Here is a 16,199-nt window from a genome sequence, read left to right on the forward strand (position 1 = left end):
AAAAATGTTCAAAAAAGTGCTAATTGCCAATAGAGGAGAAATTGCAGTAAGAATAATTAGAGCGTGTAGGGAAATGGGAATAAGTACAGTTGCTGTTTATTCAGAAATAGATAAAGAAGCGCTTCATACGCAGTTAGCAGATGAAGCTGTATGTATTGGACCTGCAATGCCTAAAGACAGTTATTTAAATATAACTAATATTTTAAGTGCATGTGTTTTAACTGGCGCCGATGCTATACATCCAGGATTTGGTTTTCTATCTGAAAATCCAAAGTTTGCAAAAATGTGTAGACAATGCAATATAAAATTTATAGGTCCTGATTATGAAACAATTGAATGGATAGGAAATAAAGCTAAGGCTAGAGAAATCATGAAATCTTGTGGAGTTCCGGTAGTACCAGGGTATGAAGGACAAATAAGAGATGAAGCACATGCTTTAGAACTAGGAAAAAACATCGGATATCCTGTAATGATAAAAGCAGCAGCAGGTGGCGGTGGAAAAGGAATAAGAATTGCTAATAATGATGAAGAATTCTTAATGGGATTTAAAACAGCTAAAGCAGAAGCAAAAGCTTGCTTTGGAGATGATACATTATATTTAGAAAAATTTGTTCAAAAACCAAAACATATTGAATTTCAAATATTAGCTGATGAGTATGGTCATGTAATACATTTAGGTGAAAGAGAATGTTCAATGCAAAGAAAAAACCAAAAGGTTTTAGAAGAAGCTCCATCTAATGTATTAAATGAAGAATTACGTGCTAAAATGGGTGAAGCTGCAAAGATGGCAGCTCTTGCTGTAGATTATAAAAATGCAGGAACTATAGAATTTTTATTTGATAAAGACAATAATTACTATTTCATGGAAATGAATACAAGAATACAAGTAGAACATCCAATCACTGAGATGATTACTGGCATAGATCTAGTAAAAGAACAACTAAAGATAGCGTCAGGAGAAAAGCTGGAGTATACACAAGAAGACATAAAATTAAAAGGGCATGCTATAGAATGTAGAATTAATGCAGAAGATCCAGAACATGATTTTAGACCATGTCCAGGAACTATAGAAGAGCTTTGTGTTCCAGGTGGCTTAGGCGTAAGAATAGATTCTGCAATATTTTGTGGCTATAAAATACCACATTGCTATGATTCTATGATAGCTAAGGTAATTACTTTTGGAAATAATAGAAATGAAGCTATTGTAAAAATGCACAGAGCATTATCAGAATTTGCAGTAGGTGGAGTAAAAACTAATATTAATTTTGAATTATCCATACTTGAAAGCAAGGAATTCTTAGAAGGGGATTATGATACTTCATTTTTATCAGAAAAGATGGTGAAGAAGGATGCTTAAGGATTTATTTACAAAAAGGCAATATGCGACTGTTAAGCCTTCAGTAATAAGAAAAAGTGTTGAAGAAGCTGTAGAAAAGCCTAATATTCCTTCAGGAATGTGGACTAAATGTGATAAGTGTAATGCAATGATTTATGGAGAAGACTTAGAGAATGTTAAGTATGTTTGTACAACTTGTGGTCATCATTTTAGATTAGATGCAAAAAAAAGAGTAAAAGTATTTTTTGATAAAGATACTTTTAAAGAACTTTGGGCAGAATTAAAAACTACAAACCCATTAAATTTTGAAGGTTATGAAGAAAAGCTAAAAAGTGGAAAATCCAAAACAGATAGTACAGAAGCAGTTGTTACAGGTGTTGGACAATTAAATGGATTAGATGTAGCCTGTGCAATTATGGATAGCTTTTTTATGATGGGAAGTATGGGAACCGTAGTTGGAGAGAAGATTACAAGGCTTGTAGAATATGCTACAGAAAATAGATTACCAATTGTAATCTTTACAGCATCAGGCGGTGCTAGAATGCAAGAAGGAATTTTTTCACTTATGCAAATGGCAAAAGTAAGTGCAGCACTTGCAAGACATGATGAAGCCGGTCTATTATATATTTCAGTACTTACAGACCCAACAACTGGAGGGGTAACAGCCAGCTTTGCAATGGAAGGTGATATTATTCTAAGTGAACCCAATGCATTAGTTGGATTTGCAGGAAGAAGAGTAATTGAAAATACAATCAAAGAAAGTCTTCCAGATGATTTTCAAAAGGCAGAATTTTTATTAAAAAAGGGTTTTGTTGACAGTATTGTTGAAAGAAAGAACATGAGAGCATGCATATATAAAATTCTTATTTTACATGGGGTGAGAAATAATGGATAAAGACTTTATAAAAATGAATACAACGCCATGGGAAAATGTTGAAATTGCAAGGCATAAAGACAGACCAACTGGAAAATACTATATAGAAACTATATTTAAAGATTTTATTGAATTTCATGGAGATAGAGCTTTTGGGGATGATAAGTCTATAATTGGCGGAATTGCATCATTAAATGATATAAGTGTTACAGTTATTGCAATAACAAAAGGTTCAAATACTACTGAAAACATTGAAAGAAATTTTGGAATGCCAAATCCAGAAGGATATAGAAAAGCATTAAGGCTTATGAAACAAGCTGAAAAATTTAAAAGACCAGTAATTTGTTTTGTGGATACACCAGGTGCATTCCCAGGTATGGGAGCAGAAGAAAGAGGTCAAGGGCAAGCTATAGCAAACAATCTTTTTGAATTAAGCAGATTAAAGACACCTATAATTTCTATAATTACAGGTGAAGGTGGAAGCGGAGGAGCATTAGCTTTAGCAGTAGCTGATAGAATTTTTATGCTAGAACATTCTGTATATTCTATTCTTACACCAGAAGGATTTGCTTCGATATTATGGAAAGATGCGTCTAGAGCAAAAGAAGCAGCAACAGTTATGAAAATCACTGCCAAAGACTTAAAGGATTTTAAAATAATTGATGATGTGATAAAGGAACCTAGAGGTGGAGCCCATAAAAATCCAGTTAAAGAAGCTGAAGTTATAAAGAAAAGTATCTTAGATTCTTTAACAGAATTAAGAGGAAAAGATTTAGATACTTTAATTAATGAAAGATACGATAAATTCAGACAAATGGGTAACTTTTATTAATAGACACTTAACTTGGGTAGATATATATTGAAAATATAAGTTCACATAGTTAAAACACTAATAAATTAAATTATTTTATTGGTGTTTTTTTAATTGGTGGAAAAAGTACAATATTTTTAAAATATTAAATATTGTATGCTATTTTATTTACAATGTACATATAATATCGTATAAATTATGAGGCATATGTGATTTGTTATTTTCTTTCATATGAACAAATTTAAAGTTTAAGGTGGTGTATTTTTATAGTTATGCAGAAAAGGTTTAATAGTACAGGAGTTTGTGTTTCAAGAAAACATTATATGGTTGATATAAGCAATAAACTTGAACAAATAAAAAAACTTATAGATAATGAATTTTATTTTACAATAAATAAGCCTAGGCAATATGGAAAAACAACGACTTTAAATGAAATAAATAACACATTAAATAATATATATTTAGTCATAAATATAAGTTTTGAGGGAATTAGAGATATTGTATTTGAAAATGAAAAAAGTTTTTGTAATAAATTTTTGAAATTACTGATTAAAGAATTAAATTTTGTAGATAAAGAAGAAAGTGAAAAATTAACTAATTTAAGTTTGGATATTCATGATATTGAAGAATTATCAGAAGCAATAACAAAATTTGTGAAGAATTCTAAAAAAGAAGTGATTTTAATTATAGATGAAGTAGATAAAAGTTCAAATAATCAATTGTTTTTAAGTTTCCTTGGTATGCTTAGAAATAAGTATTTAGCTAGAGAGATTGGACGAGATTTCACTTTTAAAAGCGTTATTTTAGTTGGGTTATATGATGTAAAAAAATTAAAATTAAAGATTGTAAATAAAGAAGAAGGAAAATATAACTCTCCATGGAATATTGCCGTAGATTTCAATGTGGATATGAGTTTTTCACCAAATGAAATAAGTACAATGTTAAATGAATACTGCATTGAAAATTCCCTTTCAATGAATATAGATAAACTAAGTGAAGAATTATACTTTTTTACAGGTGGATATCCTTTTTTAGTTAGTAGGATATGCCAAATTATTGATGAAAAAATTTACGAAGCAGATAAAAAACCTTGGAATATTGAAGATATTCAAAATGCAGTTAAGATAATCTTAGAAGAAAAAAATACTTTGTTTGATAGTTTAATTAAGAACTTAGAAAATAATAAAGAACTTTATGAGTATATAGAAGATATAATTGTAAGAGGAAATGATAAGAGCTTTAATAATGATAATCCTCTTATTGAATTCGGAATATTATATGGATATTTTAAAAATGTAAATGGAAAAGTTCAAATATCTAATAAAATATTTGGAGAAAGAATTTATAATTATATGATATCTAAACTTGAAAACAATTACAGCTCAATAAATGCTTATAATTTTAAAGGAGCATTCATTAAAGAAAATGGAGAATTAGATATAGAAAAAATCCTAAATAAATTTCAGCAATTTATGAAAGAACAATATTATGATGAAACTCCGCTTCTTTACATCGGTAGAGTAAGCGATTCACACAAAATCAAAGATTTTAGTTCTCTGCTTAAAGATAATGAATTTGTAGAGTATCATGGACGACTATTATTTTTAGCGTTCATAAAACAAATAATGAATGGAACAGGATTTAATTTTAAGGAAGTTCAAGTTTCAGAAGAAAAAAGATCAGATGTAGTTATAACCTATAACAATTTTAAGTATATAATTGAAATGAAAATTTGGAAGGGATTAAAATATCATGAAGATGGAGTCAAACAACTTTGTGATTATTTAGATATACATGATTTAAATAAAGGATACTTGCTAATTTTTAATTTTAATAAGAATAAAGAGTTTAAAGAAGAAAGAGTGAGCGTTGAAGCAAAAGATATTTTTGAAGTTTATGTATAGGACTTGGAACAAGTGAAGAAATGAAGGGTATTTATATATATATAAACATTCGATTGCAATGGAAAATGTACTACAATTCTGTATTACTTAAAACTACTAATAAATTAAAATAATTTTATTGGTAGTTTTTTATATGCTATAATTTAGTTACTAAAGTTAATGGGAGCGTGAAGAAATGGAAAGTAATAGTACAATAGTTGCAAAAATTGCAACTAAGATGGCTATATGCAATAGAAATGAAGAAGATGATTTAAAAAGACTTTATAATGAACAAGGAATAAAGGTTACAGCGGTAAATGTAGGAGGAAACATTAATTCATCTGTATCTAAAATATTAGAGAGTGCTTTAGTTGCAGCAAAAAGAAATGAATTAATAAGAGATGAACATTTACATGAAGGGGCTGTTATAGGTGCGACTAGAGATGCAATAATTCAGATTTCTACTCGCGCTAATGGCCTAAGTGTCGGAGGTAAAATAGGTATAGCAAGACGTGGAGAACATATATCAGTTTGCATATTTTTAAGTATTGGATTATTACACTTGGATGAAGTGGTTATTGGAATAGGACATAGATCATTACCGATATAGTTGAACTTTACAACTATTTTAAATTATGATATTATAATTTAAAAGATTTATAAATTATTGTCAATTTATTTAAGCATTTATTATAAATATAAGTATATATTTATAATAGTAGTATTTGGGTTATATGTATAATCTAGGAGTATAGTAGGAAATTGACAATAATAAGAATAAATAGGAGGATAGTATTATGGTAGGAAAAAGAAAATTATCTATGTTATTATGTACAGTTTTAGTTGGAGGAATCCTTGCAGGATGTGGACAAAGTGCAACAGATTCTAAAGGCGGAACAGCTAATTCGTCAGAAGTGAAAAATATTGGAGTTGTACAATTAGTACAACATGATGCTTTAGATGCATCTAATAAAGGCTTTATTGATGGATTAAAAGAAAAAGGGTATGAAGAAGGAAAAAACATTAAAATTGAACAACAAAATGCTCAAGGTGAACAAGCAAATGCACAAACTATTAGTAAACAATTTGTAGATGCAAAAAAAGATTTGATTTTTGCAATAGCAACACCAGCAGTTCAAGCAGCATATAATTCTACTAAGGAAATTCCAATAATATTTACAGCTGTAACAGATCCAGTAAAAGCAGAAATCGCAAAAGATTGGAAGAGTTCAGGTACTAATGTTACTGGTACATCAGATAAAGTTCCTGTGGACAAGCAAATAGAATTATTAAAAAAATTAATTCCAAATGCTAAAACTGTAGGAGTAATTTATAGTACTTCAGAAACAAATTCAGTAGTTCAAGTTGATGAACTTAAGGCTGCAGCAGAAAAACAAGGACTAGCAGTAAAGGAAATTGGAGTTACTACTGTAAATGAAATAAATCAAAACTTATCAAGTGCCCTTGGAGAAATTGATGTATTATATACACCAACAGATAATACAGTAGCTTCAGGATATGCATTAGTAGGAAAACTTTGCGTAGAAAAAAATATTCCTATTATAGGTGCTGAAGAAGCAATTGTAACTAAAGGTGGTCTTGCATCAATAGGAATAGATTATTATAAATTAGGAAAAGAAGCAGGATTTAAAGCTGCAGAAGTATTAGATGGAAAGAAACCTTCAGACGTTGAAATAACTACATTAAGTGAAATGGCATTTACTATAAATACTGATGTTGCAAAGAAGTTAAATATAACAATTGCGCAAGACATAGAATCAAATGCTAAAAAGGTAACTGGAGGCGTTGAGTAGTGGGTGTTTTAATTAACATTTTAGAACAAGGACTGCTATTCTCAATTGTTGCAATTGCAGTATATATAACTTACAAGATATTAGATTTTCCAGACATGTCCGTTGATGGTACTTTTCCTATGGGAGCTGCTATTTCAGCAGCTCTACTAGTACAAGGTGTTAATCCATGGGTTAGTATTATTGTAGCAGCTATTGGAGGTGCAATAGCTGGGGCAATAACAGGAATTTTGCATGTTAAATTTAAAATTGATAATTTAATGGCTGGAATACTTGTTATGATAGGATTATATTCAATAAATTTAAGAATAATGGGAAAAGCAAATGTTCCTTTATTCAATACACCAAATGTATTTAAATTGGGAATACCAACTATGGCTATTATTATAGTATTGCTTGCTATAGTAAAAATATTGCTTGATTTATATTTAAAAACAAAATCAGGATTTTTACTTAGAGCAGTAGGAGATAATGAACAAGTAGTATCTTCAATTGGAATTAATAAAGATATGGTTAAAATATTAGGACTTGTAATAAGTAATGCACTAGCTGCATCAGCAGGAGCATTAATGGCTCAATACCAAGGGTTTAGTGATGTTGGAATGGGAACAGGTACTGTAGTAATGGGTCTTGCTGCAGTAATTATTGGAAGTTCATTATTTGAAAGAATATCTTTTATAAAAGCAACTACATTATCAATATTTGGTGCAATTATTTACAAAGGTGCAATTGCTCTTGTATTAAAATATGGCGGAGTAATAGGATTAACTGCAAATGACTTAAAGCTAATGACAGCAATAATTGTAGTTATAGCACTATGTTCTAACAATGGAATTTTTAAATTCAAGAAAAAAAAACTTGTGGAAGGTGGTGCACAAGAAGATGTTATACGTAAAACAACTATCCAAGGTATTTAATCCAAACACTATAAATGAAAATAGAGTTTTTGATAGATTATCTTTAGATGTTAAGCAAGGAGATTTTATAAGTATTATCGGTTCAAATGGAGCAGGTAAATCAACTTTGTTAAATATGATATCTGGAACAATTGAAGCAGACTCAGGATCTATATTATTAGATGGAAATGAAGTAATTAATAAACCAGAGTTTGCTAGGTCAAAATCTATTGGAAGAGTATTTCAAAATCCGTCAATGGGCGTTGCTCCTAATATGACTATTTTAGAAAATATTGCTCTTGCAGATAATAAAGGCAAAACCTTTGGTCTTGGATTTGGAATAAATAAAAAGAGAATAGATTATTATAAAGAAATGGTAAGTGAACTTAATTTAGGTTTAGAAGATAAAATTTATAATAAAGTATTACTTTTATCAGGTGGACAAAGACAAGCATTAACACTACTTATGGCTGTAATGTCAAAACCAAAGTTATTATTACTAGATGAACATACTGCAGCCTTAGATCCTAAGACTTCAGAAACTATAATGGATATAACTAGAAACATTGTTAAAGATAGTGGAATAACAACACTTATGGTTACCCATAATCTTAAACATGCTCTTGAAAATGGTAATAGACTTTTCATGATGCATAGAGGTCAAATTTTAGCTGACATTAAAGGTGAAGAAAAAGAAAAATTAGATACTAATAAACTTCTTGGACTTTTTGAAAAAGCTAATGGCGCAGATGCTTTAAGTGATAGAACTTTATTTGGATAAATAGTACTTGTGGGTATAATCCGCCGAAATAAGGGGCATGCGTTTGTTACGGTTGCTGAAGATTTTGATGGGTGCTTCTAAGATCACAAGTTGTACCCAAAGTGCTAGCTTCAAAGGCAAGCTTTGAACAAGCACATTTGGAACAACTTATAATCTAAGAAGTACAACCATCAAAATCCTCTGATGCAACACTGCACAAAAGCATGCCCCTTATTTCTGGTTTGAGTTTATATTTCAAAGTGTAAACTACCTAAATGAGAGTATACATTTTGTTCAAAAACAACACTACATAAAAGCATGTCTCTTATTTCTGGTTTAGGTATATATTGAAAGTATAAGTAAGTGTAACTCACTTAAATAAGAGCATGCATTTGTTTCTCTGAATAACATTGAACAAAAGCATGGCCTTATTTATGATTTGAGTACATATTTACAGTATAAGTATCTATGATTAACGGGTTGTGTTAGCTAAATTAAATCTTTTTTAAACATTACCATCTGAGACCGCATTATTGGCGCATATTCTTCACCATATATATGGTAATATGGTTCTCCATACATATGGTAAACCATATTAGAATATGCAGTATTTGAGCATATATCTGACGCGGGATATACAGCACATCCCATTGACTTGTTATTTTCTCGTTCACGTTCCTAAGAACTAGCACAACGGGTATAATTATGATTTCTATATTACATTGGGACGCTTCGTAAGAATAAATTAAGCAGATAAATTAAGCAGTAAGAAATTTATGGATCTTATTGCTTAATTTTTTTTTATGTGTATATCTGTTAGATAATTAGTGTTTTTTGACACTATAAATGTTATCAAATTACAAGTACCATGCAAAAGGATTTTATGCTATAATGTTAATTATCAATAATTGGAAATAATTTGATAATTTGGGAGGTGGATTACTGAAGGGGATTAACAGATTAAGATCTTGGATAATTATAGAGCTGAGAATTATTACTTATGTATAAAGAAAATATTTTAATATAAAAGAAAATTCAGTGGAATTTAAAGGTAGAAAAAATATTAGGTATGGAGAGTTTAAAGATGAACGAAGAAATTATAAGGAATGAAGAAAATATAAGAATTGAAGATATAAAAAATATATTGATAAAGAGATGGAAAATGATACTTTCAATAACATTGATGACAACTTTAACAGTTGGAATTATTAGTTTTTTTGTAATTGCACCTAAGTATGAAGCAAGTACAAAAGTCTTTATAGGAAAGGAAAACACTAAAGATGAAAATTATAATAATGGTGATATACAAATGTATCAGCAACTATTAAAGACATATGCAGAAGTAATAACAACTAATAATTTAATTGAAAAAGCTATTGAGGCAGATGATTTGAATATAAATTCAGAGGAAGTTCTTAGAAGTTTAACAGTTACACCCAGCGCAAATACTCAAATTTTAGAAATAAAATATATAAGTACAGATAATGTATTAGCTAGGGATTTGATTAGTGCAGTTACAACTCAATTTATAAAATCATCTACAGAGCTTATACCAAATGGTAATGTAAAAATAATAGAAAGCGTGAAATTACCACAAATCCCAGTAAGCCCAAATAAAAAGATGAATATAGCTATTGCCTTTTTACTTGGATTAATGTTTAGTAGTGGATTAAGCTTCTTACTAAAATTTATGGATAATACTTTTAATACTAAAGAACAAATGGAAGAAGTATTAGGATTACCAGTTTTAGGTGCTATTCCTAATTCTATTAATAATTAGAGCGGGGTGCAAATATGTCATTGTTTAAAATAAGCAAAAATAAGCATATAAAAAAACAAATACAATCTGATAATAGAGCTCATATAGGTTTTGTAGTAGACAATAAACCAAAATCAATAGAAGCAGAAGCCTATAGAACTTTGAGAACTAATATACAATATTCTTCCTTTGACAAAGAAATAAAGACTATAGTTGTTACAAGTGCAGAAATGGCAGAAGGAAAATCAACAGTTGCAGGAAATATTGCTTTATCATTTGCTCAAAGTGAAAAAAAGGTTATTCTTATAGATTGTGATTTAAGAAAACCATCAGTGCATAAGAATTTTAGAACTTCAAATTTAGTTGGAGTTTCTGAAGTTTTACTTGGAAAATCTACACTTGAAGAATCAGTACAAAAATGTAATGATAATTTTTGTTTCTTAACTTCAGGAAAAATTCCACCAAATCCATCAGAAATGTTAGGATCATTAGCTATGACAGAGTTAATAGAAAGACTAAGAGAAGAATATGACATAATAGTGTTAGATACTGCACCACTCCAAGCAGTTACGGATGCTCAAGTACTTTCAACAAAAGTTGATGGAACTATTTTAGTTGTAAGAGCAGCAAGAACAAAAAAAGATGTGGTAATAGAAGCAAAAAATCTTTTGAATAAAGTAGGAGCAAACATAATAGGAACTGTATTGCATGCAGTAGAAAATACAAGGGGGAAATACAATTATTATTATTATGGAAGTGAAGAAGAAAAACAATTATAGATATTCATTCACATTTCTTAGAAGTTAAATTAATAAATATAAATGGAAGTATAAATATAATACATTATTGTTTCAGAGGACTAAGAAACAATAATGTATTATATTTTTTTGCTTTCATGGTATCAAGTTCATTTTTGATTAAAGATGTATTATATAGATTAAGTAATCCTAATGTAACAATATATTAGTTTCTAAATGTAACGTTATTTGTTATTTCAACAGTATGTGTAGATTTTAATATATAGATGTGGAAAGTGAAACATAGAATATAAAAAACATAATATATTCTTATTTTTACTCTAATTATGCAATATAATAAATAAAATGATATCGTTTACTAAATCTTACAAAAAATGGGTTTTAAGATATAATAGATATATTGGTAAGAAATTACTTGTTAGATTTAAGCAATTTATTTAAGGGGGGTAAAATGCAACAACTGGAGGTTAATAGAGAAGAGGTTTTGTTTGATGAACCAATAGAAGAGTCTAGGAATGGATATTATTTTTTTAAGAGAACTATGGACATAGTTTGTTCATTAATGGCATTAATAATTTTAAGTCCCATATTCTTGATTGTAGTAATAGCAATAAGAATTGAATCAAAAGGCTTTGCAATCTTTTCACAAAAAAGAGTTGGTAAGGATGGGAAAATGTTTGAAATGTACAAATTCAGGTCTATGGTAGCTAATGCAGAAGAATTGAAAGATAGGTTATGTGATAAAAATGAAATGTGTGGACCGATGTTTAAAATGAAAGAAGACCCCAGAGTAACTAAAGTTGGTAAATTCATAAGAAAAACAAGCATAGATGAACTTCCACAGCTAGTTAATGTATTAAAAGGTGACATGAGTTTAGTAGGGCCAAGACCATCACTTCCAAAAGAAGTTATGGAATTTGAAGGTTGGATGATGGAAAGGTTAAGTGTTAAACCGGGATTAACTTGTTATTGGCAAGTTTCAGGAAGAAGTGATATTAAGTTTGAAGAGTGGATGGAATTGGATGTTAAATATGTTGAAGAGAGAAATACTTTAGTTGATATAAGTTTAATATTTAGAACATTTGGGGTGCTTTTTGGGGATGAGCATGCAAGATAGAAGGGGTATTCAGGAGACATGTATCATGTAACAGTTAGATGTGACCTAAGAAATAACATATTCAAATAACAGATAAGATGAATTAATAAAATCTTATCTGTTTTTCTCTTAATAGATCCCAATGACCAAAGTTGATATGATCAAATTCATCTCTTCTGTTCCAAATTTTTTAATCATTGCAGGAATATTTCCAGACATTCCACATTCGGATGGTCTAGAAAAATAATTGACATAATAAAGAAAAAAATATACAATTAAACAAAACGTATATAATAGAGGTCATTATATGATAAAAATTCTAATTATATTAATAGTTGTTATAACAATAGTATTTATACTAGCTTTGTGCAAAGTATCTAGCAGAGCGGATAGAAATGCAGATATTATATTAAAAAAACATAAAGATAATAAACATAGCAACCACAGTCATTAGGAATTTAAAAGTACCCTAGGGAAAACGAGAATTTGTGGGTAAAAGCACTTCACTAAATGAAAATTTAGTGGAGTTTTTTTATATTAATTACTAACTATATTTTAAATGAATAACCTTTTCAAAGTCATTTCCGTATAAATACACAAAAGTTTTAGGAACAAAAATAAATACCAACTTTTCATGAGCATATGTAGTTTTAGTTTCTATCACTGACCATTTTTCTACAGGTCCATGAGAAGAAACATCTGTTTTTACGTTAGCATCAGAGTATGGAACAAATGTTGTAGCTGTTTTAGGGACCCAAAAAAATACTCTATAATGAGGCCAACCGTCATTTCCTGTTATTGTATCATATGATGGAGAACTTTTTTTCCCTACAGGATAATTTATATTTGGTGCATCATTTGGGACTGGGGCTGAGAAGAAAACTAAATTTTTCAACAAGGGAATACAAAGTAGTATGGGAAGACACAGGAATACTTCTATGAATAAAAAAACTAATATAAGCGTAAAATAATTTTTATGCTTTTTCATCATGTAAAAAACTCCTAATTATTAATATAGTAATAATCATTTCCTTAGTTATATTTTTTATACAGATAACATAAAAACCTTTATGAAGATTTTCTATTAGGTGAAATTATTATGCATATAGTTTTTCATAATATAAAATCATGCATATAAAAGAATAAGAATAAAAACAAATTGTAATTATATTGAAAATAATATAATATAAGGATATGTGGTTTAAATTGTTAAGAGGGAAATTATATGATTATATGATTTATAAATACTACATCTTTATGAATTGAAAGGGGATAAAATAAAAATGAAAATGAAAAAATTATTATCAGTTGGGGCACTTGTTTTAGTACTAGCTTCTTCTACATCAATTGGAGCATCAGCAACTACTATACCTGATGAACTTATGAATAAGGAATCTATATTAAACTTGATTGAAAACCAATATAAAAATGGTGAAAATCCAACAGACTTATTAGATGGAATTGACAAGGATGCTACAATTGGAGATCTTGTGAATGGAAAGGTGACTGATACCACTATTGAATTTTTTGCTAATAGACCAACAATATATAGAATTTTAATAAAAATTAATAATAATAACGGCAATAGTATAGCAACTGTTTTAGAAAAGGTTACTAAAGATGATGAGGCCTTTTCTAAATTTAAAGCTGATTTTATGACAGTTGCAAATAAATTAAAGAACATGAATGACACAAAGGGAAGTGAAAAAGTAGCGGCAGAAGAAATTGTTAGGTATGTTGTTTCAAAATATGAAAATAATATGAATGTTAATTTTGGTTTAGATAGTAAAGGATTGACTACTGCTTCTATTGAGAAAAATGGACAAGTAATAGTTCAAATTAACTCTGCAGATTATGAAAAAATTGTTACTAGGTTAGATAATTTAACTAAAGAGGATGTTACTAATGCTATAAAATAATAGCTATAATAAATTCAACAAATACAAATGGAGTTAATATTTTAGCATGAATAAAATAAAAAAAGCATTATTTATACCTACAATTAAAAAAATCTAAGTAAGTGAAATTAAAGAAAAGATGAATTATAACTTATTTTTAAAGTAATTTAAAAATATTAAGAGTTTATAGATAACATGGTATTTTAAATGGGGAAAAGTATTAAGGAGGATAATATAATAATGAAAAATTTTAAATTAAAAAAGTTAGTTGCAGTAGCGCTAACAGTTATGACAATAGTAACTGTATCGCCAGTAGGAGCATCAGCAGCTTGGAAGCAAGATTCTCATGGATGGTGGAATACAGAAGGAAATTCATATTCTAAAGGTTGGAGAACTATAGGTAACAATTGGTATTACTTTGGTTCAGATGGATATATGAGAACTGGTTGGGCTAAGGATAATGGAACATGGTATTATATGCAACCATCAGGTGCAATGAAGACAGGATGGGTTTATAATAATGGAACTTGGTATTATATGCAATCATCAGGAGCAATGAAAATAGGTTGGGTTTATGATAAGGGAACGTGGTACTTTACAAGTGAATCAGGAGCAATGCAAACAGGTGTAGTTGAAGTTAATGGAAAAGTGTATTATTTTGCACAAAGTGGAGCAATGGCAACAGGAAAGGTTACTATTAATGGAGTAATTTATACTTTTGCAGCAAGTGGGGAAGCTATAGGAACTGTAAAACCAACTCCAACTTTAGCATTTAAAATTGATGGACCTGAAGTAAAACCAACTCCAATTCCAACTCCACCGCCAACACCAACACCAGACGATAAATCACATCATAATTCAGGAACAAACTATGTGGCACTTTCACAAGAAGTTATAGATGCTCAATATAAATCAGCTACACAAATTACTAAGCCTATAGAAATAAGCAAAAATGCAGATGGAACACTTATACAACCTACATTTAGTTTTACACCAGGGCCATATGCTGAAAAAATATATGCAACTGGAAAATCATATACAGTTACAAAAGATGTATATGTTACTCTAAATGGCAAAGATGCTTATATAAAGGGTACTTATAAAGATGGATATACAATTGAAGCAGGCCAAACAGGAACAGTAACAATAACTGCAAGTATTTCTGTATATGATAGCACTAATGGTAAGCTATATTATGTGACTCCAAGTAGTGTAGAAACAGTTAAAGTTAACTAATTCAGAATTTAATAACAAATTAGTTGCAAACTTTTGACTAGGATGCCCTAGAAAAATGAAAACTATAAAATACAAGCACTCCATTAAATGTAGATTTAGGGGAGTGCTTGTATTTTAAGTAAATATTTTATTGTTTTTTTACAAGTAGATATCAAATTCTAAGTACTTCATAGGAGAATTTATGCTATAATGGTAATTGTTGAATGAATTTAGCATCGATGATGATTTGGGGGGAAGATTATGTTGAAGGGAAATAACCAATGGACATCTTGGAGAATTATAGAGCCTGAGATTATTACTTTTGTATCAAAAACAGCTTTTAGTGTAGATGAAAATTTGAGAGAGTTTAAAGGTCAAAAAAATAGTAGTTATGGAGAGTTTGAAATATGAATGAAGAAATTATAAGAGATGAAGAAATTATAAAAATTCAAGACATAATAGATATATTGATGAAAAGATGGAAGATGATACTTTCAATAGCATTAATTGCAACATTAACAGCTGGAATTATTAGCTTTTTTGTAATTGCACCTAAGTATGAAGCAAGTACTAAGGTTTTTATAGGAAAAGAAAATACTAAAGATCAAAATTATAATAATAGTGATATTCAAATGTATCAGCAATTATTAAAGACGTATGCTGGAGTAATAACAACTAATGATTTAGTTGAAAAAGCTATTAATACAGCAGATTTGAATATAACATCAGAGGAAGTTCTTGGAGGCTTAACAGTTACACCAAGTGCAAACACTCAAATTTTAGAAATAAAGTATATAAGTACTGATAGAGTATTATCTAGGGATTTAGTTGATGCGGTTACAACTCAATTTATAGAAACATCCAAAGAGCTTATACCAAATGGAAATGTTAAGATAATAGAAAGTGTAAAGATGCCAGAAAATCCAGTTAGTCCTAATAAAAAGATGAATATAGCTATTGCATTTTTAATTGGACTTATGATTAGTATTGGATTAGCATTTTTATTGGAGTTTATGGATAATACATTTAAAACAAAAGAGCAATTAGAACAAATATTAGGAATACCTGTTATTGGTGCAATTCCTGATGACTTGGATTAAGG

The 16,199-nt window shown here is 29.2% G+C and carries 15 protein-coding genes; 14 read left to right on the top strand and 1 reads right to left on the bottom strand.

Going from position 1 to position 16,199, the window contains the following annotated elements; genetic code table 11:
• The first annotated feature begins 4 nt into the window (after positions 1-4).
• From DIC82_09395 to DIC82_09445, 11 genes are all read left to right on the top strand, one after another.
• Positions 5-1,357 carry an acetyl-CoA carboxylase biotin carboxylase subunit gene (locus DIC82_09395; GenBank protein ID AWK51224.1) on the top strand — a complete coding sequence of 451 codons (1,353 nt, stop codon included), beginning with the start codon at positions 5-7 and terminating at the stop codon, positions 1,355-1,357.
• Positions 1,350-2,231: an acetyl-CoA carboxylase carboxyl transferase subunit beta gene (locus DIC82_09400; GenBank protein AWK51225.1), complete on the top strand. Its 882-nt coding sequence runs from the start codon at positions 1,350-1,352 to the stop codon at positions 2,229-2,231. The genes DIC82_09395 and DIC82_09400 overlap by 8 nt, the downstream gene beginning before the upstream one ends.
• The gene (locus DIC82_09405; GenBank protein ID AWK51226.1) at positions 2,224-3,042 is read left to right on the top strand and encodes an acetyl-CoA carboxylase carboxyl transferase subunit alpha; all 819 of its coding nucleotides are present in this window, start codon (positions 2,224-2,226) and stop codon (positions 3,040-3,042) included. Before DIC82_09400 ends, DIC82_09405 begins: the two co-directional genes overlap by 8 nt.
• Positions 3,043-3,293: 251 nt before the next feature.
• A complete protein-coding gene (locus tag DIC82_09410; protein AWK51227.1) occupies positions 3,294-4,925 on the top strand; it encodes an AAA family ATPase in 1,632 nt (543 codons plus the stop codon).
• Positions 4,926-5,100: 175 nt separating this feature from the next.
• Positions 5,101-5,514 (top strand): hut operon positive regulator HutP, encoded by a 414-nt coding sequence (locus DIC82_09415; protein ID AWK51228.1) that lies wholly within the window; start codon positions 5,101-5,103, stop codon positions 5,512-5,514.
• A gap of 187 nt (positions 5,515-5,701) precedes the next feature.
• A complete protein-coding gene (locus DIC82_09420) occupies positions 5,702-6,718 on the top strand; it encodes an ABC transporter substrate-binding protein (GenBank protein ID AWK51229.1) in 1,017 nt (338 codons plus the stop codon).
• Positions 6,718-7,632 carry an ABC transporter permease gene (locus DIC82_09425; GenBank protein AWK51230.1) on the top strand — a complete coding sequence of 305 codons (915 nt, stop codon included), beginning with the start codon at positions 6,718-6,720 and terminating at the stop codon, positions 7,630-7,632. The genes DIC82_09420 and DIC82_09425 overlap by 1 nt, the downstream gene beginning before the upstream one ends.
• Positions 7,598-8,392: an ABC transporter ATP-binding protein gene (locus tag DIC82_09430; GenBank protein ID AWK51231.1), complete on the top strand. Its 795-nt coding sequence runs from the start codon at positions 7,598-7,600 to the stop codon at positions 8,390-8,392. Before DIC82_09425 ends, DIC82_09430 begins: the two co-directional genes overlap by 35 nt.
• Before the next feature lie 1,063 nt (positions 8,393-9,455).
• Positions 9,456-10,151, top strand: a complete 696-nt coding sequence (locus DIC82_09435; protein ID AWK51232.1) for a capsular biosynthesis protein — start codon at positions 9,456-9,458, stop codon at positions 10,149-10,151.
• Positions 10,152-10,165: 14 nt separating this feature from the next.
• On the top strand, positions 10,166-10,909 hold the full coding sequence (locus DIC82_09440) for a capsular biosynthesis protein (protein AWK51233.1): 744 nt from the start codon (positions 10,166-10,168) through the stop codon (positions 10,907-10,909).
• A gap of 430 nt (positions 10,910-11,339) precedes the next feature.
• Complete coding sequence (locus DIC82_09445; protein AWK51234.1) at positions 11,340-12,005, top strand: multidrug MFS transporter; 666 nt, start codon at positions 11,340-11,342, stop codon at positions 12,003-12,005.
• 523 nt (positions 12,006-12,528) lie between these two features.
• On the opposite strand, the gene DIC82_09450 is transcribed toward DIC82_09445, so the two are convergent.
• Positions 12,529-12,975 carry a hypothetical protein gene (locus DIC82_09450; GenBank protein ID AWK51235.1) on the bottom strand — a complete coding sequence of 149 codons (447 nt, stop codon included), beginning with the start codon at positions 12,973-12,975 and terminating at the stop codon, positions 12,529-12,531.
• Between the two features lie 292 nt (positions 12,976-13,267).
• Here DIC82_09450 and DIC82_09455 point away from each other — a divergent pair, with 292 nt between their 5' ends.
• The 3 genes from DIC82_09455 (at position 13,268) to DIC82_09465 (ending at position 16,197) form a co-directional block, all read left to right on the top strand.
• Entirely contained in the window at positions 13,268-13,903 is a 636-nt protein-coding gene (locus DIC82_09455) for a hypothetical protein (protein AWK51236.1), read from the top strand.
• A gap of 219 nt (positions 13,904-14,122) precedes the next feature.
• A complete protein-coding gene (locus tag DIC82_09460) occupies positions 14,123-15,118 on the top strand; it encodes a cell wall-binding protein (protein ID AWK51237.1) in 996 nt (331 codons plus the stop codon).
• A gap of 386 nt (positions 15,119-15,504) precedes the next feature.
• Complete coding sequence (locus DIC82_09465) at positions 15,505-16,197, top strand: capsular biosynthesis protein (GenBank protein ID AWK51238.1); 693 nt, start codon at positions 15,505-15,507, stop codon at positions 16,195-16,197.
• The last annotated feature ends 2 nt before the right edge of the window (positions 16,198-16,199 follow it).

It is taken from the genome of Clostridium beijerinckii (assembly GCA_003129525.1).
Classification (GTDB): Bacteria; Bacillota; Clostridia; order Clostridiales; family Clostridiaceae; genus Clostridium; species Clostridium beijerinckii_D.